Annotated in this window: 19 protein-coding genes; 14 read left to right on the top strand and 5 right to left on the bottom strand. The window is 61.1% G+C overall.

What is annotated here, in order from left to right:
* Nucleotides 1–177: 177 nt before the first annotated feature.
* Genes mpl through KJF94_RS23065 form a run of 3 tightly spaced genes read left to right on the top strand, consistent with a single transcriptional unit; the run spans nt 178 to nt 2,433 of the window.
* Complete coding sequence (gene mpl / locus KJF94_RS23075) at nt 178–1,527, top strand: UDP-N-acetylmuramate:L-alanyl-gamma-D-glutamyl-meso-diaminopimelate ligase (RefSeq protein ID WP_214379058.1); 1,350 nt, start codon at nt 178–180, stop codon at nt 1,525–1,527.
* Nucleotides 1,524–2,156 (top strand): flavin prenyltransferase UbiX, encoded by a 633-nt coding sequence (gene ubiX / locus KJF94_RS23070; RefSeq protein WP_128871424.1) that lies wholly within the window; start codon nt 1,524–1,526, stop codon nt 2,154–2,156. The genes mpl and ubiX overlap by 4 nt, the downstream gene beginning before the upstream one ends.
* A complete protein-coding gene (locus tag KJF94_RS23065) occupies nt 2,149–2,433 on the top strand; it encodes a YceK/YidQ family lipoprotein (RefSeq protein WP_214379056.1) in 285 nt (94 codons plus the stop codon). The genes ubiX and KJF94_RS23065 overlap by 8 nt, the downstream gene beginning before the upstream one ends.
* A 119-nt stretch (nt 2,434–2,552) precedes the next feature.
* Here KJF94_RS23065 and KJF94_RS23060 read toward each other — a convergent pair whose 3' ends face one another.
* The 3 genes from KJF94_RS23060 to KJF94_RS23050 all read right to left on the bottom strand — a co-directional run bounded on the left by KJF94_RS23060 (nt 2,553) and on the right by KJF94_RS23050 (nt 5,498).
* Entirely contained in the window at nt 2,553–3,194 is a 642-nt protein-coding gene (locus tag KJF94_RS23060; RefSeq protein WP_214379055.1) for an oxidoreductase, read from the bottom strand.
* Between the two features lie 27 nt (nt 3,195–3,221).
* Nucleotides 3,222–4,940, bottom strand: coding sequence for a C13 family peptidase (locus KJF94_RS23055; RefSeq protein WP_214379053.1), 1,719 nt, complete (start codon nt 4,938–4,940; stop codon nt 3,222–3,224).
* 102 nt (nt 4,941–5,042) lie between these two features.
* A complete protein-coding gene (locus tag KJF94_RS23050) occupies nt 5,043–5,498 on the bottom strand; it encodes a MaoC family dehydratase (protein ID WP_214379051.1) in 456 nt (151 codons plus the stop codon).
* Between the two features lie 183 nt (nt 5,499–5,681).
* Here KJF94_RS23050 and KJF94_RS23045 point away from each other — a divergent pair, with 183 nt between their 5' ends.
* Genes KJF94_RS23045 through KJF94_RS23035 form a run of 3 tightly spaced genes read left to right on the top strand, consistent with a single transcriptional unit; the run spans nt 5,682 to nt 7,358 of the window.
* Complete coding sequence (locus KJF94_RS23045) at nt 5,682–6,044, top strand: CidA/LrgA family protein (RefSeq protein ID WP_214379049.1); 363 nt, start codon at nt 5,682–5,684, stop codon at nt 6,042–6,044.
* The gene (locus KJF94_RS23040; protein WP_084319699.1) at nt 6,041–6,757 is read left to right on the top strand and encodes an LrgB family protein; all 717 of its coding nucleotides are present in this window, start codon (nt 6,041–6,043) and stop codon (nt 6,755–6,757) included. The genes KJF94_RS23045 and KJF94_RS23040 overlap by 4 nt, the downstream gene beginning before the upstream one ends.
* A 10-nt stretch (nt 6,758–6,767) precedes the next feature.
* The gene (locus tag KJF94_RS23035) at nt 6,768–7,358 is read left to right on the top strand and encodes an LON peptidase substrate-binding domain-containing protein (protein ID WP_214379047.1); all 591 of its coding nucleotides are present in this window, start codon (nt 6,768–6,770) and stop codon (nt 7,356–7,358) included.
* On the opposite strand, the gene KJF94_RS23030 is transcribed toward KJF94_RS23035, so the two are convergent.
* A complete protein-coding gene (locus KJF94_RS23030) occupies nt 7,359–8,675 on the bottom strand; it encodes a bifunctional DedA family/phosphatase PAP2 family protein (protein WP_214379045.1) in 1,317 nt (438 codons plus the stop codon).
* Between the two features lie 193 nt (nt 8,676–8,868).
* A complete protein-coding gene (locus KJF94_RS23025) occupies nt 8,869–9,567 on the bottom strand; it encodes a DNA-3-methyladenine glycosylase (RefSeq protein ID WP_214379043.1) in 699 nt (232 codons plus the stop codon).
* A 189-nt stretch (nt 9,568–9,756) separates the two neighbouring features.
* Between KJF94_RS23025 and KJF94_RS23020 the strand changes: the two genes are divergently transcribed.
* The 8 genes from KJF94_RS23020 to KJF94_RS22985 all read left to right on the top strand — a co-directional run bounded on the left by KJF94_RS23020 (nt 9,757) and on the right by KJF94_RS22985 (nt 17,844).
* Nucleotides 9,757–11,028 carry a glutamate-5-semialdehyde dehydrogenase gene (locus KJF94_RS23020; RefSeq protein ID WP_214379041.1) on the top strand — a complete coding sequence of 424 codons (1,272 nt, stop codon included), beginning with the start codon at nt 9,757–9,759 and terminating at the stop codon, nt 11,026–11,028.
* Nucleotide 11,029: 1 nt separating this feature from the next.
* Nucleotides 11,030–11,719 carry a nicotinate-nucleotide adenylyltransferase gene (nadD, locus tag KJF94_RS23015; protein ID WP_284681135.1) on the top strand — a complete coding sequence of 230 codons (690 nt, stop codon included), beginning with the start codon at nt 11,030–11,032 and terminating at the stop codon, nt 11,717–11,719.
* A 72-nt stretch (nt 11,720–11,791) separates the two neighbouring features.
* A complete protein-coding gene (gene rsfS / locus KJF94_RS23010; protein WP_084319705.1) occupies nt 11,792–12,286 on the top strand; it encodes a ribosome silencing factor in 495 nt (164 codons plus the stop codon).
* 9 nt (nt 12,287–12,295) lie between these two features.
* Nucleotides 12,296–12,763, top strand: a complete 468-nt coding sequence (gene rlmH, locus KJF94_RS23005; RefSeq protein ID WP_003185785.1) for a 23S rRNA (pseudouridine(1915)-N(3))-methyltransferase RlmH — start codon at nt 12,296–12,298, stop codon at nt 12,761–12,763.
* A gap of 9 nt (nt 12,764–12,772) precedes the next feature.
* Complete coding sequence (gene mrdA / locus KJF94_RS23000) at nt 12,773–14,668, top strand: penicillin-binding protein 2 (protein ID WP_214379038.1); 1,896 nt, start codon at nt 12,773–12,775, stop codon at nt 14,666–14,668.
* A gap of 31 nt (nt 14,669–14,699) precedes the next feature.
* Nucleotides 14,700–15,803: a rod shape-determining protein RodA gene (gene rodA, locus KJF94_RS22995; protein WP_050558263.1), complete on the top strand. Its 1,104-nt coding sequence runs from the start codon at nt 14,700–14,702 to the stop codon at nt 15,801–15,803.
* 17 nt (nt 15,804–15,820) lie between these two features.
* Nucleotides 15,821–16,831 carry a lytic murein transglycosylase B gene (gene mltB / locus KJF94_RS22990; protein WP_214379036.1) on the top strand — a complete coding sequence of 337 codons (1,011 nt, stop codon included), beginning with the start codon at nt 15,821–15,823 and terminating at the stop codon, nt 16,829–16,831.
* On the top strand, nt 16,831–17,844 hold the full coding sequence (locus KJF94_RS22985) for a septal ring lytic transglycosylase RlpA family protein (RefSeq protein WP_214379034.1): 1,014 nt from the start codon (nt 16,831–16,833) through the stop codon (nt 17,842–17,844). Before mltB ends, KJF94_RS22985 begins: the two co-directional genes overlap by 1 nt.
* Nucleotides 17,845–17,880: the final 36 nt, after the last annotated feature.

Raw genomic sequence — 17,880 nt, 5'->3', positions numbered from 1 at the left:
ACTGCGCAGCAGTCGCCTGTCGTTGTTGCAGAATTAACGAGACTTCAGGTTTTGGGGCTGCTGCGCAGCCCAACGGGAGCAAGCTCCCTCGCCACAGTGGTCGTGGCAAGTCTCAGCTAAAGAGTGCGATTTTCGCCTCCCTACGCTAACCTGCGGCCATGTTTTACGAGGTCGACTATGCACATTCATATTCTTGGTATCTGCGGCACTTTCATGGGTTCGATGGCGGTTCTGGCCAAAGAGCTGGGCCATCACGTGACCGGCTCCGATGCCAACGTCTATCCGCCGATGAGCACTCAGCTTGAGGCTCAGGGCATTCAGTTGACCCAGGGTTACGACCCGGCGCAGCTCGATCCGGCCCCGGATCTGGTGGTCATCGGCAACGCCATGTCCCGCGGCAACCCGGCTGTCGAATACGTCCTGAATAAAGGCCTGCCATATGTCTCCGGCCCGCAGTGGCTGGCCGATCACGTGCTGCAAGGTCGCTGGGTGCTCGCCGTCGCCGGCACGCACGGCAAAACCACCACCAGCAGCATGCTCGCCTGGGTGCTGGAGCACGCGGGCATGAGCCCTGGCTTCCTGATCGGCGGCGTGCCGCAAAATTTCTCGGTGTCGGCGCGTCTGGGCGGCACGCCGTTCTTCGTGATCGAAGCCGACGAATACGACAGTGCGTTCTTCGACAAGCGCTCCAAGTTCGTTCATTACCGCCCGCGCACGGCTATCCTGAACAACCTGGAGTTCGATCACGCCGACATCTTCCCCGATCTGCCCGCTATCGAGCGTCAGTTCCACCATTTGGTGCGTACGATCCCGAGCGAGGGTCTGGTGATTCATCCGACCACCGAGCCGGCATTGCTGCGCGTAATCGAGATGGGTTGCTGGACCCCGGTGCAAACCACTGGTGCTGGCGGTCAGTGGCAGGTCAAGTTGCTGAGCGAAGACGGTTCGAAATTCGAAGTGATGTTCGAAGGTGTCGCTCAAGGCGTGGTCGAGTGGGACATGACCGGTCAACACAACGTTGCTAACGCCTTGGCCACCTTGGCGGCAGCGCGGCATGTCGGTGTTGTGCCGTCCATGGGCATCGCTGCATTGAGTGCGTTCAAAAGCGTGAAGCGCCGGATGGAAAAAGTCGCCGAAGTTCGTGGCATCACCATCTACGACGATTTCGCTCACCACCCGACGGCCATTGCCACGACCCTCGACGGTCTGCGTAAACGCATTGGCGACGCGCCGTTGATCGCCATCATCGAGCCGCGCTCCAACTCCATGAAACTCGGCGCTCACCGTGACGGTTTGCCGGAAAGCGTGGTCGATGCCGATCAGGTGATCTGGTACGCACCGGCCAACCTCGGCTGGGACCTGGGCGCTACCGCGGCGCTGTGCACGGTGCCGTCGATTGTCAGCGATTCCCTGGAAGGCATTATCGAGCGCGTGAAAAGCCAGGCTCAGCCCGGCACTCACGTGGTGATCATGAGCAACGGCGGCTTCGGCGGCCTGCACGGCAAACTCGCCGAGGCGCTTAAATGAACAACGGCCCGGAACGCATCACGCTGGCGATGACAGGCGCTTCGGGCGCCCAGTACGGTTTGCGCCTGCTGGACTGCCTGATCCGCGAAGATCGCGAGGTGCATTTCCTGATCTCCAAGGCTGCGCAGCTGGTGATGGCCACCGAGACTGACGTTACGTTGCCGCCGAAAACCCAGATGATGCAGGCCTTCCTCACCGAATACACCGGCGCTGCCGCCGGGCAGATTCGGGTGTACGGCAAGGAAGACTGGATGTCGCCAGTGGCCTCGGGCTCCGGCGCGCCGGCAGCGATGGTGGTAGTACCGTGTTCGACTGGCACGCTGTCGGCCATTGCGACCGGGGCCTGCAACAACCTGATTGAACGGGCCGCTGACGTCACGTTGAAGGAGCGCCGCCAGCTGATTCTGGTGCCGCGTGAAGCGCCGTATTCGAGCATTCATCTGGAGCACATGCTCAAGTTGTCGAATATGGGCGTGACGATCCTGCCGGCGTCGCCGGGCTTCTATCATCAGCCGCAAACCATCGATGACCTGATCGACTTCGTCGTGGCGCGGATTCTCAACCTGCTGAACATTCCGCAAGACATGCTGCCGCGTTGGGGCGAACACCATCTGACCAGCGATGAATAAGCTGCTGATGATCGTGCTGGCGCTACAACTGACGGGTTGTGCCACGGCGCGCACGCTGGATGCTGCGAAGCCGGGGGCACCGGTGGTGTATGCGGGGACGCGGCTGGATTTGTATGCCATGAACGGCGGTTGTTGCGCCATGGATCGCTTTGGCGCTGAGGCGCCGAGCTATCCTGGCGTGGATCTGCCGGCTAGCGCTTTGCTGGATACGCTGTTGTTGCCGTTGTCGGTGTTGACGGTGATCGGCGTGAGTTTTCAGGCGACTGGCGGGTTGTAAGAGTAAGAGAGGCTTTTGTGGCTAGGGAGCTTGCTCCCGATGGGTCGCGAAGCGGCCCCATAAATTGGGACTGCTACGCAGTCCAGCGGGAGCAAGCTCCCTCGCCACAGGTCCGCGGATTATTTGCCTAACTTGCGCAACTCATCCGACTCAACAATCCGCAGCCCATCCTGCTCCTCCAGCGCCAGCCGCCACATCGCGCGAGCCAGTTGGCAGGCTTCGATGCCATGGTATTTGCCCGGGATCAGGCGGGACAACGGACCGGCGAACAGCTCGGCCGGCCGTGGCTCGATACGATCGCCCAGCAACACCGAAGGTCGGCAAATGGTTAGCTGCGGCCAGTTTTGCGCGCGCAATGCGTATTCCATCTCGCCTTTAACCCGGTTGTAGAAAATCGAGGATCTCCGATCGGCCCCCAGGGCGCTGATCACGATCAAGTGCCGCGCGCCCATTTCCCGCGCCCGTTTGGCGAAAGCCACCACCATGTCGAGATCGACCGCGCGAAACGCCTCTTCCGAGCCTGCCTGTTTGATCGTGGTGCCGAGACAGCAGTAGGCGATGTCGACGCGACCGTTCAGCTGCGGCAGGAACTCTGCCGGGTCGCCGACCGGGTTTTCCAGATGGGGGTGCTCGGCCAGCGGCCGGCGTGAGGGGGCCAATACGCGCGTGATCGTGGGCTCGTTGAGCAGGCGATCAAGCAAATGTTCACCGGTCAGACCGGTAGCTCCGGCAAGCAGTACATGCTGAGGCGTCAAGTACATAGTGTGTCCCCCTTGATACTGATCAGCTTAGTTGCTCTTTGCATCCTTGTTGCTGATAGAGACACTTTGTAGCGCTTTTCGTGCCTGCTGTTTGCGTAACAGCTGCCAGTGGGAGAGAACGGTTTTCGGCGCCCAGATCTGCGGTTCAGAGGCTTCGAAGCTGTCTGCCAGTTCCCGCTCGGCCACGGTGGCCTTGGCCAGCTTGAAGGCTTGTTCCAGATCGTCGGTCTGATTCAGGGCCTGGGCGAACAGCGCATCGCCGAAGTACGTGAAGTTGGCTTCTTCCGAGCACCCGAACGACACGCGGTCGGCGCGTGAGGCCGTCATGATCAGCGTGCGTTCGTCCTTGAGAGCGGGGATGAAACCACCGGAGTAGCAGGACGAGATCACGATGATCTTGTCGCGGTTTTTCAATGGTGCGAGCACCGCAGCGAGTTCGTCGGCCGGCAGGTCGGACAGTTCCATGCGCGGCTGATCGAGCACAAGTTCGTGTTCGCTGGTGCCGTGGCTGGTCAGGTAGATGAAGATCAAGTCTTCCGGACCGCTGCGTTCGGCCAGCGTCAGCGCGGCGCGACGCAGGTTTTCCCGGGTGGCCATCGGCCGATCGACGAGATGGTCGCGGTGGTTCACCAAACGAATCTGGCCAAACGCACCGAAACGGCTGGTGAGCATGTTGCTGACGTAATCGGATTCGCGCAGGAACACACTCTGCTTGCCGTCACCGCCGAGGGTCAGGGTGTACAGCTCGATCGCCGGGGTCGAGGCCGGCACATTGGCCAGCGCGTCTTCAAGCAAGCGGCCCTGGGCCAGCAAACCGAGCTCAAGACTATCGGGCAGCAGCTTGCCATCGGCATCGCGCACTCGCTGACCATTGACCCAGGTGCCGCTCTGCACGGTGCCGTCGGTCAGTACCAGCGTGCCACGACCTTGATAACTGTCGCCGTCGAACTGACCGATGTAGAAGCTGCCGTCGGGCAGGTTCAGGCGGCCCTGACCGGTGAAGCGCCAGTCGCTGAACTGACCGATGTAGTGGCTGCCGTCGGCGCCGATCAACTCGCCCTTGCCGTTCAGCGAACCTTCCTTGAATTGGCCCAGCCAGACATCGCCGTCGGCATTCTCGTAGCGGCCTTTGCCGTGCAGTTGGTTGTTCTTGAAACCGCCGACGTAGATATCGCCATCAGCGCTGTTGAATGTTCCGTTGCCTTCCAGCTGACCGTCCTTGAAGTGCCCGGTGAACTGATTGCCGCTGCCGTCGCCGCGCTGGCCTTCGCCATTGGGTTTGCCATGGGCGAACTGACCTTGGTACGAACTGCCGTCATCGAGTTCCAGACGGCCGAGCCCCGAATATTGATCGGCCTTGAATTCGCCGCGGTAGGTCATGCCGTTTTCTTTGAGGGTGCCTTCGCCTTCGCGCCGACCCGCTTTGAAGCCGCCGGTGTAGCTGCTGCCGCTGGTGGTCAGCGTGCCCTGGCCGTCGAACAATCCCAGGTTGAAACTCCCGCGATACACTTCGCCGTTGCTGCCGTGCCATTCGCCCTGGCCATGCCACTGGCCCTTGTCGAAACTGCCGGCGTACCAGCTGCCGTTCGGGTAATCGACGCGGCCCTGGCCTTGCAGCAAGCCGTTGACCAAATCACCGCGATAGCGTCCACCGTCCGGCAGGCGGGCGTCGGGAGGCAACAGCGATTCGCCGTCGCCGCAAGCGGTGAGCATCAGGGTCAAGGCAATGAGTGCAAGTGAGCGCATAGCGGGATCCGGGCAATTAGGCGACCGAGTATGCCGCAGCTCTATGACCTTAAATAGAGAGAGGTCGCGAAACAGCATGAGCTGCTTCGCATCCGGGAGGGTTTACACGAAGCAGAGCGACAGCGGCTCGGCGATAAAGGCCGGTTTGTCCGAACCTTCAATCTCGAGCGTGGCGGTGGCTTTGAGCAGCCATTGGCCGGGTTTCTTCTCGGTGACTTCGTTCATGTCGACCTTGAGGCGAACCCTGGAATTGACCTTCACTGGCTGGATGAAACGAACGCTATCCAGACCATAGTTGATCACCATCTTTGCCCCTTCAGGCAGGATGAGGATGTTCTCCATCAGTTTGGGGATCAGCGACAGCGACAGGAAACCGTGGGCAATGGTACTGCCAAATGGCGTTTGCGCGGCTTTGACCGGGTCGACATGGATGAACTGATAGTCCCCTGTGGCTTCGGCGAACAGGTTGATGCGCTCCTGATCGATGGTAAGCCAATCGGAACGTCCAAGTTCCTTGCCGACATAATCTTTGAGCTCTGCAACGGGAACATAGGGCATTGAGACTCTCCTTGGGTTCATCGGTTTTATAGTTTTGAGGTGGGGGGATTTGACCTCCCGGATTACCACTTTAGATCAACATGGCAAATTGCTCCGGTCAACTGACCATGCTTTTGGCGAATGCCGGTCCATAGTGTTGGCATGCTTATAATGCCGGGAGCGAATTTGCAGGGGAGAGGACGGATGTTGTTACGTGGCCTGACCTGGCTGGTGTTGTTCCAATTGCTGGGCACAGCCATCAATCATTTGTTTTTGCCGGTGCTGCCGGGGCCGATTATTGGCCTGCTGCTTCTGCTGGTGTACCTGATCTGTCGTGGCCAGGTGGGCGAACCGCTGAACCTCGCCGCGAGCAGCTTGCTGCGTTACCTGCCGTTGCTGCTGGTGCCGCCGGCCGTGGGCGTGATGGTTTACGCCAAGGACATTGCCGCGGACTTCTGGGCCATTGTGGGTGCGCTGGTATTGTCGCTGCTGTTGTCCATGGCGTTCGCCGGTGTGCTGATGCAGCGCATGGTCAAGCGCCACGCGCACCGCGAGGACCCGCAATGATTTTTGACTGGCAAGGCGCCTGGGCGTCGGTGATTCATCATCCGTTGTTCGGCATCGGCATCACCCTCGGCGCCTATCAACTGGTGCTCGCGGCGTTCGAGAAAACCCGCTGGATCTTTCTGCAGCCGGTGCTGGTCTCCATGTTGCTGGTGATTGGCGTTTTGGTGGGCTGCGGCCTGACGTACGCCGAGTACCGCAAAAGCACCGAGATCCTCAGTATTTTGCTCGGCCCGGCCACGGTCGCGCTGGCTGTGCCGCTTTACCTCAATCTGCGGCGGATCCGGCAGTTGTTCTGGCCGATATTTACTACGCTGGTGATAGGCGGTGTCGTCGCCACCGGCATGGGCGTGTTGCTGGGTTGGTCGTTCGGTGCCGAACACATGATCCTGATGACCATGGCGCCGAAGTCGGTGACCTCGCCGATTGCCATGCTGGTGGCCGAGCAGATTGGGGGTGTCGCGGCGCTGGCGGCGGTGTTCGTATTGATTACCGGCGTGATCGGAGCGATCTTTGGGCCGAGCCTGCTGAACCGGCTCGGCGTCCACAGCCCCGAGGCGCGCGGCATGGCGCTGGGCATGACCGCCCATGCCGTTGGCACCGCGGTGGCCATGCAGGAAAGTGAAGAATGCGGCGCCTTTGCGGCGCTGGCAATGAGTCTGATGGGCGTGGCCACGGCGGTGTTCCTGCCGTTGGCGGTGTCGATGGTGGTGTAAGGAAATGTCTATGAGCTTGCCGCTTTTCCCGCTGAACACGGTGTTGTTTCCTGGCTGCATCCTCGACTTGCAGATCTTCGAGGCGCGCTACCTGGACATGATCAGCCGCTGCATGAAACAGGGCGGCGGCTTCGGCGTGGTGTGCATTCTCGACGGAGAAGAGGTCGGCATCGCCCCGGCGGGTTATGCGCTGGTCGGGTGTGAAGCGCGGATCACTGATTTCAAGCAGCAGGACAACGGTCTGCTGGGCATTCGGGTGCAGGGCGGACGGCGTTTCCATGTGTTGCGCACCGAGGTTCAGCGCGATCAGTTGACCGTCGCCGAGGTCGAGTGGCTGGAGGACGAACCCGAGCAGCCGTTGCAGGATGAAGACGCCGATCTGGTTGCATTGCTCAAGGCCCTGGCCGAACACCCGATGGTCGAAGCCTTGAACATGGGCACCGAGGCGACCGGGCAACAATCGCTGGCCAATCAGTTGGCGTACTTGTTGCCGTTCGCCGAAGTGGACAAGATCGACCTGCTGCAACTCGATGATCCGCAGCAGCGACTGGATGCGATTCAGGCGCTGCTGGATGAATTGCAGGGTGAGTTGTTCGCCTGATCAGTAAGCGTATCTCAGCATCGCATGCGGTAAATGCCGCAACGCAAAGAACCCGAACAGCGCCACCATCGCCGGCAACACCAGCCACCAGATCCTGGGTGGCATGGCGTTGAGCGGTGTTTGTCGCTGACTCAACCCCAGGCTCGCCGCACAGACACACGCCGCCAGCATCGCGCCGGCCAGTACATCCGTTGGCCAGTGCGCCCCCAGATAGACGCGTGACAACGCAATCGCCAGCGCCGGCAGGCAACCCACCAGCAGCCAGGTCAGGCGCATCCGCGGTGGTTGTCCGCGACCGGCCAGAACGGCGAGGGTCAGAAACAGCGCGAAGGAACCCGACGCGTGACCGCTGGGCATGCTGTAGCTCACCAGCGGATCACTCAATACTTCCGGGCGCACGCGGGCGAAAAACTGTTTGGTGAAGGTGTTGCCGAGTGCGGTGACGAGCAGGGTGCTGCCCGCGAAAATCGCCTGTCGCCATTGTCGGGTCAGTAGCAGCAAAGCGGTCAGCAGGGCGCTAAACAGCAGCATGTTGCGGAACTCGCCGATCAGCGTGAAGGTGACGGCGACTTCATCGAGCGTCGGGCTGCGATGCTCCTGCACCAGGGTCATCACACCCTGATCGAGGGCGGTCAGGTGCGGGTAGCCGATAAACAGGCCCGTCAGGATCAGAAAACTCATGCCGCTGATCAGTATTGTCGCTTTGCGATGGCGGCGCAGGCTGCTGGTTGCGCTCAAGCCCAGCATCACCGCGATGCTGCCGGCGACGATCCCGGCTTCAGGCCAGAAACCTTCCGGCAGCGGCAAACGGATCGCTGCCCCCGTGGCCCAGCCGGGCAGCAGGTAGGCGACGCTCCAACCGGCAGCGGCCAGGAGGCTGACGGCGACGAAACGCGGGAAGGGCATGTCGAACATCCCGGCGACCATCGGCAGCATGGGTCGCAGCGGACCAATGAAGCGTCCGACCAGCAGGCTGGCGATACCATAGCGCTGGAAATACGCCTCGGCTCCGGCGATCCATTCCGGGTGATGGCGCAGGCCGGGCAGGCGCCGGATGTTTTGGTGGAAATGTCGCCCAATGAAGTACGAAACAATGTCGCCCAGCACGCCGGCGACGAATCCCAGCAACAGTGTTTCGCTCAATGACAACGCACCACTGCCGGCCAGCACCGCGACAGCAAACAGCAGCACGGTGCCGGGTACGATCAGTCCGGCAATCGCCAGGCACTCCACGAAGGCCACAATGAATACTGCCGCGGCCAGCCACTGCGGATTCGCCGCCAGCCATCCGGTCACGCTATCGAGCCATGGGCCCATAAAAACAACTCCATCGAATGTTCAAATGGTCCCCGTGGACCCATGCATATCTCGAAGCACAATTGAATACTGTGGGAGCGGGCTTGCCCGCGATAGCGGTATAACAGGCGACATTGATATCAACCTGCATGGCCTCATCGCGGGCAAGCCCGCTCCCACAGGGATTGTGGATGCTTCAAATTCTTTTGATTGTTCATGTCAGCAAAAAATAATCGCGACCTTCGACCTGCCCCCGTCGCAGCGGGTTCCGCGTGCAATACGGCGCGTAAGCCGCGTCGACGAAGCGGTACATCAAGTGTTCGTCGCGCCCATGGGGAATGCCCAGGCGCGTGGTTTGAATGATGTGGCCAGGCGCCGGGCCGACATCCTCCACCAGCAGCACTTCATGATCGAAGCGCTTGGCGTCCCAGACCGGCACCTTCAAACCCAATGCCTTGCACAGCAGCGTTTGCCCGGCGCAAAGCTTTTGCGAGGGACGAGGGCGGCCCTGGGCGTCAGGATTGTTCAACAGCATCTGCGCCAGGCTCGCCGGCCCGCTCAACTCATCGACCCACGGATACGCGGATTTGATCAGCACCGCATTGCCCGGACCTTGAGCGCTGAAATTCAGGGAGTCACCGCCCCGGGCGTAATACATGTAGATGTGGCCACCATCCAGAAACAAAGCCTTACGCTTTTCTGTGTAGCCGAGAGAGGCATGGCTGCCTTTTTCTTCGAAGTAATAGGCTTCGGTCTCGATGATTCGGGCGCTGAGCCACAAGTCGCCGACCCGATGACGGATGACTTTGCCGAGTAAATCCCGGGCCAGTGTCTGGGCGTCTCGGTCGAAAAACGCGTCCGGGAGCCCCTTGGGCAGGCTCGCGACGGACGCTCGAACAGTCAGGTTGGTCATGATGAACGGTGTTTATCAGGGCTGATTGAGTCGTGATGATAACAATTTGCAGCTTAATCCCGGCTGAACGTCGGCAAATTGCCCTCCATTTCGACCATCCGCCCGTCACCGCTGTTAGTCGGGAGACGCGACAGCTATAATCTGCCGCTTTACTCTTTACCAAGACCTTAGCAAAGACCACCACAGACCATGACTGAGTCCGTTCTCGACTACATGACCCGCCTGGGTCGCGCCGCCCGCGAAGCGTCGCGCATCATCGGCCGTGCCAGCACCGCGCAGAAAAACCGCGCCTTGCAGGCCGCTGCCAATGCGTTGGACGCCGCGCGTGTCGAGCTGACGACGGCCAATGAACTGGATCTGGCCGCGGGTCGCGCCAATGGTCTGGAACCTGCGCTGCTGGAGCGTCTGGCACTGACCCCGGAACGCATTGACGGTATGATCGTCGGTCTGCGTCAGGTTGCAGCGTTGCCGGACCCGGTTGGCGCCATTCGCGACATGAGTTTCCGTCCGTCGGGAATTCAGATCGGCAAGATGCGGGTGCCGCTGGGCGTGATCGGGATCATCTACGAATCCCGCCCCAACGTGACCATCGATGCTGCCAGCCTGTGCCTGAAGTCGGGCAATGCGACCATCCTGCGCGGCGGTTCCGAAGCGATCAATTCCAACCGTGCCATTGCAGCCTGCATCCAGCGCGGTCTCGCCGAGGCCGATTTGCCGGCCGCTGTGGTTCAAGTGGTCGAAACCACTGAGCGTGCCGCTGTGGGTGCGCTGATCACCATGCCTGAGTACGTCGACGTCATCGTGCCCCGTGGCGGCCGTGGCCTGATCGAGCGCGTCAGTCGTGACGCACGCGTTCCGGTCATCAAGCATCTGGACGGCATCTGCCACGTTTACGTCAGTGCCCATGCCGATCTGCCGAAAGCCCAGCGCATCGCCTTCAACGCCAAGACTTACCGTTATGGCATCTGCGGCGCGATGGAAACGCTGCTGGTGGATCAAACCGTTGCCAAGGATTTCCTGCCGTCGATGGCTGCACAGTTCCGCGAAAAAGGCGTTGAACTGCGTGGTTGCGAACGCACTCGGGCGATCATCGATGCCGCGGTGGCCACTGAAGACGACTGGAACACCGAATACCTGGCGCCGATCCTCTCGATCCGTGTGGTCGACGGGCTGGACCAGGCCATCGAGCACATCAACAAGTACGGCTCCCATCACACCGATTCGATTGTCAGCGAACACCAGGGCGACACCCGGCGTTTCGTGGCTGAAGTCGATTCGTCGTCGGTCATGATCAATACGCCGACCTGCTTCGCCGATGGCTTCGAATACGGATTGGGTGCCGAGATTGGCATTTCTACTGATAAGCTGCACGCCCGCGGCCCGGTGGGCCTTGAAGGTCTGACCTGCGAGAAGTACATCGTGGTCGGTGATGGCCAGTTGCGCGGCCAGGCGTCGGTCTGACTTGGGCGACCTTAATCCGTCGGCCCCGGTAACCGCCAGCGAACCTGCGCCTCGACGTATCGGCATGCTGGGCGGGACGTTCGACCCGGTGCACATCGGCCATTTGCGCGGTGCGCTGGAAGTCGCCGAATCGCTGGCGCTCGATGAGTTGCGCCTGACACCGAGTGCCCGGCCGCCTCATCGCGGTACGCCGCAGGTGTCGGCGAAGGACCGTCTGGCGATGGTCAAGTGCGCGGTGGACGGTGTTGCACCGCTGGTGGTGGATGCCCGCGAATTGCAGCGGGACAAACCGTCCTACACCATCGACACCCTGGAACTGATGCGCGCCGAACTGGCCGCTGAAGACCAGGTTTTTCTACTTTTGGGCTGGGACGCATTTTGCGGCCTGCCCACTTGGCACCGCTGGGAAGAGTTGCTCCAGCATTGCCACATCCTGGTGCTGCAACGCCCGGATGCCGACAGCGAACCGCCGGATGCCTTGCGCAACCTGCTGGCAGCGCGCTCGGTGAGCGACCCGCTGGCCCTCAAAGGGCCGAGCGGACAGATTGCATTCGTCTGGCAGACGCCGCTCGCGGTATCCGCCACCCAGATCCGTCAACTGCTGGCCAGCGGTAAGTCGGTACGTTTCCTGGTGCCCGACGCGGTCCTGGCCTACATCGATGCGCACGGACTCTACCGTGCGTCGAACTGAAAAAGGGTGCGCTTCTAGGCACGTGAATGCGTGTATCGAAGCGCCCGAACATACGAGCAAAACGAGTTTTATATGACTGACAAAGACGTAGCTAAAGTAAAGCGCAAAGGCACATTCAAGAGCGCCCCGCTGCCAGTAGAAGCTCCAACCGGCCCTGAGCTGGTCGGCGAAGAACTGGTGAAGGTTGCCGTAGCGGCCCTGGAAGACGTCAAGGCCCAGGACATTCAGGTGATCGACGTTCGTGAAAAGCAGAGCATCACTGACTTCATGATCATCGCCACCGGTACTTCCAACCGTCAGATCGGCGCGATGCTGGACAAGGTCCGCGAAGCGGTCAAGGCTCAGGGCGTCAAGCCGCTGGGTGAAGAAGGCAAGGGCGACAGCGACTGGGTTCTGCTGGATATGGACGACGTCATCGTGCACATGATGACCGCCTCGGCACGCCAGTTCTATGACCTGGAGCGCCTGTGGGCCGGTGCCGAGCAGAGCCGTTCGGCCAGCGCTGCGCACCACAGCCCGGAAAACACCCATGAGCACTTCACCAAGCTCAACAAAGACCAGCAATAAGGGACCGCTGTGCGACTGCGACTGATCGCCGTCGGTTCACGCATGCCCAAATGGGTGGAAGAAGGCTGGCATGAATATGCCAAGCGTCTTCCGTCCGAGCTGGCGCTGGAACTGGTGGAAATACCGCTCAACACCCGTGGCAAGAACGCCGACGTGGCACGCTTCATCCGTCAGGAAGGCGAAGCCATGCTGGCCAAGGTCGGGCCGAACGAGCGTATTGTGACCCTCGAAGTCCACGGCAAGCCCTGGAGCACCGAGCAGTTGGCGGTCGAACTCGATCGCTGGCGGCTCGACTCGCGCACGGTGAATTTCATGGTCGGCGGCCCCGAAGGGCTGGCGCCGGAAGTCTGTGCGCGAGCCGATCAGCGCTGGTCGTTGTCGCCGTTGACGTTGCCGCACCCGCTGGTGCGGATTCTGATCGGCGAACAGCTGTACCGTGCCTGGACAGTTCTGTCCGGCCACCCTTACCACAAGTAGTTCTGCCTCATGTCCCAGCCGATTCGCATCAAGGACCACGAAAAAGACGCCCGTCTGGTGCGTGGCCGCGTCGTGTTCGGGGCAATTGCAGTGGTGACGCTGATCGGCGTGCTGATCGCGCGCCTGTATTTCCTGCAGGTGATCCAGTACGAGTACCACTCGACCCTGTCGGAAAACAACCGCGTCCATGTGCAACCGATTCCGCCAACGCGTGGGCTGATCTTCGACCGCAATGGCGTGGTAGTGGCCGACAACCGGCCGAGCTTCAGCCTGAGCATGACCCGCGAGCGTTCCGGCGACTGGCAGCAAGTGCTCGATGTGATCGTCGAAGTGCTGGAGCTGACGCCCGAGGATCGGGTGATCTTCGAGAAACGCATGCGGCAGGGGCGTCGGCCATTCGAGCCGGTGCCGATCCTGTTCGAGCTGACTGAAGAGCAGATCGCCCGCATCGCCGTGAACCAGTTCCGTCTGCCGGGCGTGGAAGTCGTCGCGCAGTTGGTGCGTCACTACCCGCAGGGCGCGCACTTTGCGCACTCGGTGGGTTACATGGGGCGGATCAACGAGAAAGAGCTGAAGTCCCTCGATCCGGTCAACTACAGCGGCACCCATCACATCGGCAAAACGGGCATCGAGCGTTTCTACGAGCCCGAACTGCACGGTCAGGTGGGTTACGAAGAAGTCGAGACCAACGCTCGGGGCCGCGTATTGCGTGTGCTCAAGCGTACCGATCCGATACCCGGCAAGGACATCGTCCTGAGCCTGGACATCAAATTGCAGGAAGCCGCCGAAGCGGCGCTCGGCGGTCGCCGTGGCGCAGTGGTGGCGCTGGACCCGAAAACCGGCGAAGTGCTGGCAATGGTCAGTCAGCCGAGTTTCGACCCCAACCTGTTCGTCACCGGCATCAGCTTCAAAGCCTATTCCGAGTTGCGCGACTCCATCGACAGGCCGCTGTTCAACCGCGTGCTGCGTGGTTTGTACCCGCCGGGTTCGACCATCAAGCCGGCGGTGGCGATTGCCGGTCTGGATTCGGGCGTGGTCACCGCATCGACCCGGGTCTTCGACCCCGGTTACTACATGCTGCCCAATTACGATCACAAATACCGCAACTGGAACCGTACCGGCGATGGTTACGTGGACCTGGACACGGCGATCATGCGGTCCAACGACACCTATTTCTATGACCTGGCCCACAAGCTGGGGATCGATCGGCTGTCGGCGTACATGGGCAAGTTCGGTATCGGGCAGAAGGTCTCCCTGGACATGTTCGAAGAGTCGCCCGGGCTGATGCCGTCCCGTGAGTGGAAACGCGCGACCCGTCGCCAGGCCTGGTTCCCCGGCGAAACGCTGATTCTCGGGATCGGACAGGGCTACATGCAATCCACGCCGCTGCAACTGGCCCAGGCCACGGCGCTGGTGGCCAACAAAGGCGTGTGGAACCGCCCGCACCTGGCCAAGACCGTCGAAGGCGAGCGACCGAAAGATGACAATCCGATGCCGGACATTGTCCTGCGCGATCCGTCCGACTGGACCAAGGTCAATCACGGCATGCAGCAGGTGATGCACGGTGCTCGCGGTACGGCGCGCAAGGCGTCGATCGGCGCGCAATACCGGATCGCCGGCAAAAGTGGTACGGCCCAGGTGGTCGCGATCAAGCAGGGAGAGAAGTACGACCGTTCCAAGGTTCAGGAACGCCACCGCGACCACGCCTTGTTCGTCGGCTTCGCGCCGGCCGACAACCCGCAAATCGTGGTGTCGGTGATGGTCGAGAACGGCGAGTCCGGTTCCGGCGTCGCCGCGCCGGTGGTGCGCCAGGTCATGGACGCCTGGCTCCTGGACCAGGACGGCCGACTGAAAGCCGAATACGCCAGCCCTATCAGTGCGGAGGCTACGGCCCGTGAAGAGTAATTTCGATCGCATCCTATCCAGTGAGGATGTGATGCGTCGCCGCGCGACGCTGTTGCAACGCATGCACATCGACGGCCCGTTGCTGATCCTGCTGCTGACCCTCGCCGCCGGCAGCCTGTTCGTGCTGTATTCGGCCAGCGGCAAGAGCTGGGATCTGCTGGCCAAGCAAGCCACGTCGTTCGGCATCGGCCTGGTGTCGATGATCGTCATTGCCCAGTTCGAACCGCGTTTCATGGCCCGTTGGGTGCCGGTCGGTTATGTGCTCGGCGTGCTGTTGCTGGTGGTGGTGGACGTCATGGGCCACAACGCCATGGGCGCCACGCGCTGGATCAACATTCCGGGGGTGATCCGCTTCCAGCCTTCGGAGTTCATGAAGATCCTGATGCCGGCGACCATCGCCTGGTACTTGTCCAAGCGCACCTTGCCGCCGCAGCTCAAGCATGTGGGCGTCAGTCTGTTTCTGATTGGTTTGCCGTTCATTCTGATCGTGCGCCAGCCCGACCTCGGCACTTCGTTGCTGATTCTGGCGGGCGGTGCGTTCGTGCTCTTCATGGGTGGCCTGCGCTGGCGCTGGATCCTCAGCGTGCTGGCCGCCGCCGTGCCGGTGGCCGTGGGGATGTGGTTCTTCATCATGCACGACTACCAGAAGCAGCGAATCCTGACGTTCCTCGACCCGGAAAGCGATCCGCTGGGCACGGGCTGGAACATCATTCAGTCGAAAGCGGCCATCGGCTCTGGCGGCGTATTCGGCAAAGGCTGGCTGCTGGGCACCCAGTCGCACCTGGACTTTCTGCCGGAAAGCCACACCGACTTCATTATTGCGGTCATGGGCGAGGAGTTCGGTCTGGTCGGCATCTGCGCGCTGCTGCTGATTTACCTGCTGTTGATCGGCCGCGGGCTGGTGATTACCGCCCAGGCCCAGACATTGTTCGGCAAATTGCTCGCAGGCGCCCTCACCATGACGTTTTTTGTTTACGTTTTCGTCAACATCGGTATGGTCAGTGGCCTGTTGCCGGTTGTGGGGGTGCCGTTGCCGTTCATTAGCTACGGAGGAACTTCGCTGGTAACGCTGCTGTCAGCGTTTGGGGTTTTGATGTCGATCCATACCCATCGTAAGTGGATCGCACAAGTTTGAATAAGGTGAAGATTTCAATGCAAGTAATGCGTGGCTGGGCGACTCGATATGCGCCATGGGTCGGCCTGGTAAGCATCCTTGGCATCGCGCAGGACGCGTTGGCCGGCGATTACGAAGGCACACCCCAGGTGGCCGAATTCGTCGGTGAAATGACCCGCGACTACGGCTTTGCCGGTGAACAGCTGATGGGCGTGTTCCGCGAAGCCGAGCGCAAGCAAACGATTCTGGACGCGATCTCGAAACCCGCCGAGCGGGTCAAACAGTGGAACGAGTATCGCCCGATGTTCATCACCGACGCGCGCATCGCCCGCGGCGTGGATTTCTGGCGGCAGCACGAGGCGGTTCTGGCCCGTGCCGAGCAGGAATACGGTGTGCCGGCCCAGGTGATTGTCTCGATCATCGGCGTTGAGACATTTTTCGGTCGCAATACCGGTAATTACCGGGTAATCGACGCCTTGTCGACCCTGGGTTTCGACTATCCTCCCCGTGCCGAATTCTTCCGCAAGGAATTGCGTGAATTCCTGCTGCTGGCCCGGGAAGAACAGGTCGATCCACTGACCCTCAAGGGCTCCTACGCCGGAGCGATGGGCTTGCCGCAGTTCATGCCGAGCAGCTTCCGCGCCTATGCAGTGGATTTCGACGGTGACGGCCACATTAATATCTGGACCAATCCGGACGACGCCATCGGCAGCGTCGCCAGCTATTTCAAGCGTCACGGCTGGGTGGCCGGTGAACCTGTTGTCAGCCGCGCCGATGTGCGTGGCGGGCAGGTCGACGAAGGTTTGACCACGGGCATCGAGCCGACTAAAACCGTCGGGGAGTTGCGGGCGCTGGGGTGGTCAAGTCATGATGCGCTGCGCGATGATATGCCGGTCACGGCATTCCGCCTGGAAGGTGACAATGGCCCTGAATACTGGATGGGCCTGACGAATTTTTACGCAATCACGCGTTATAACCGCAGCGTGATGTACGCCATGGCCGTACATCAACTGTCTGAACAGCTGGTCCAAGCACGGGGCGTCAAGTAATGCGGGCATTGCCTATGAATAAACCCCTGAAGCTGATGGCATTCGCCACGTTGGCGGTGCTGGTCGCCAGTTGTTCGACCAGCCGCTCGCCGACACAGAAGTCTTCTTCCACCGCCGTGCGCTCGGCGCCGGGGCTGGACATCAACCGCGCTCACAAAGATGGCGCACCGTGGTGGGATGTCGACGTATCGCGCATCCCGGATGCCACGCCAACCCTGCACACCGGTCCTTACAAGGCCAACCCGTACACCGTGCTGGGCAAGACTTACTTCCCTCTGCAGGAATCCAAGACCTACGTCGCCTCGGGCACGGCGTCCTGGTATGGCACCAAGTTCCACGGCCAGAACACCGCCAACGGCGAGGTGTATGACCTGTATGGCATGAGTGCCGCCCACAAGACCTTGCCACTGCCTAGTTACGTTCGGGTGACCAACCTGGACAACAACAAGACCGTGATCCTGCGGGTCAACGACCGTGGCCCGTTCTACTCGGACCGCATCATCGACTTGTCCTACGCTGCCGCGAAAAAACTCGGCTATGCCGAAACCGGCACTGCACGGGTCAAGGTTGAAGGCATCGATCCTCAGCAATGGTGGGCCGCCAAAGGCCGTCCGGCGCCTTTGATGCTCAATGAACCGCAAGTCGCGCAAAATACCGCGCCGACGATTACCGCTTCGGCCGGCACGGTCGAACAATGGACACCGCCGCCGCAGCAACACGCCGCGGCCGTCGTGCCCGTGCAGATCGATGCAAAAAAAAACGCTTCTGTACCAGCCTCTGGCCAGTATCTGCAGGTGGGCGCGTTCGCCAACCCGGACGCTGCAGAACTCCTGAGATCGAAGCTCAGCGGGATGGTGAGCGCTCCGGTGTTCATCAGCTCGATCGTGCGCAATCAACAGACACTGCATCGGGTGCGCCTGGGGCCGATCGGCTCGCCGGGTGAAATCCAGCAAGTGCAGAACAGCGTGCGCCTGGCCAATCTCGGTTCGCCGAGCGTGGTCACCGCCGAGTAATACGTAGTACTTGATTGACGGTTCACTTGCGGTTTC

This window comes from Pseudomonas hormoni, from assembly GCF_018502625.1.
Taxonomy (GTDB): Bacteria; Pseudomonadota; Gammaproteobacteria; order Pseudomonadales; family Pseudomonadaceae; genus Aquipseudomonas; species Aquipseudomonas hormoni.
Note: the sequence above shows the minus strand (reverse complement) of the source record. Positions and strands in the feature narration are given on the sequence as shown.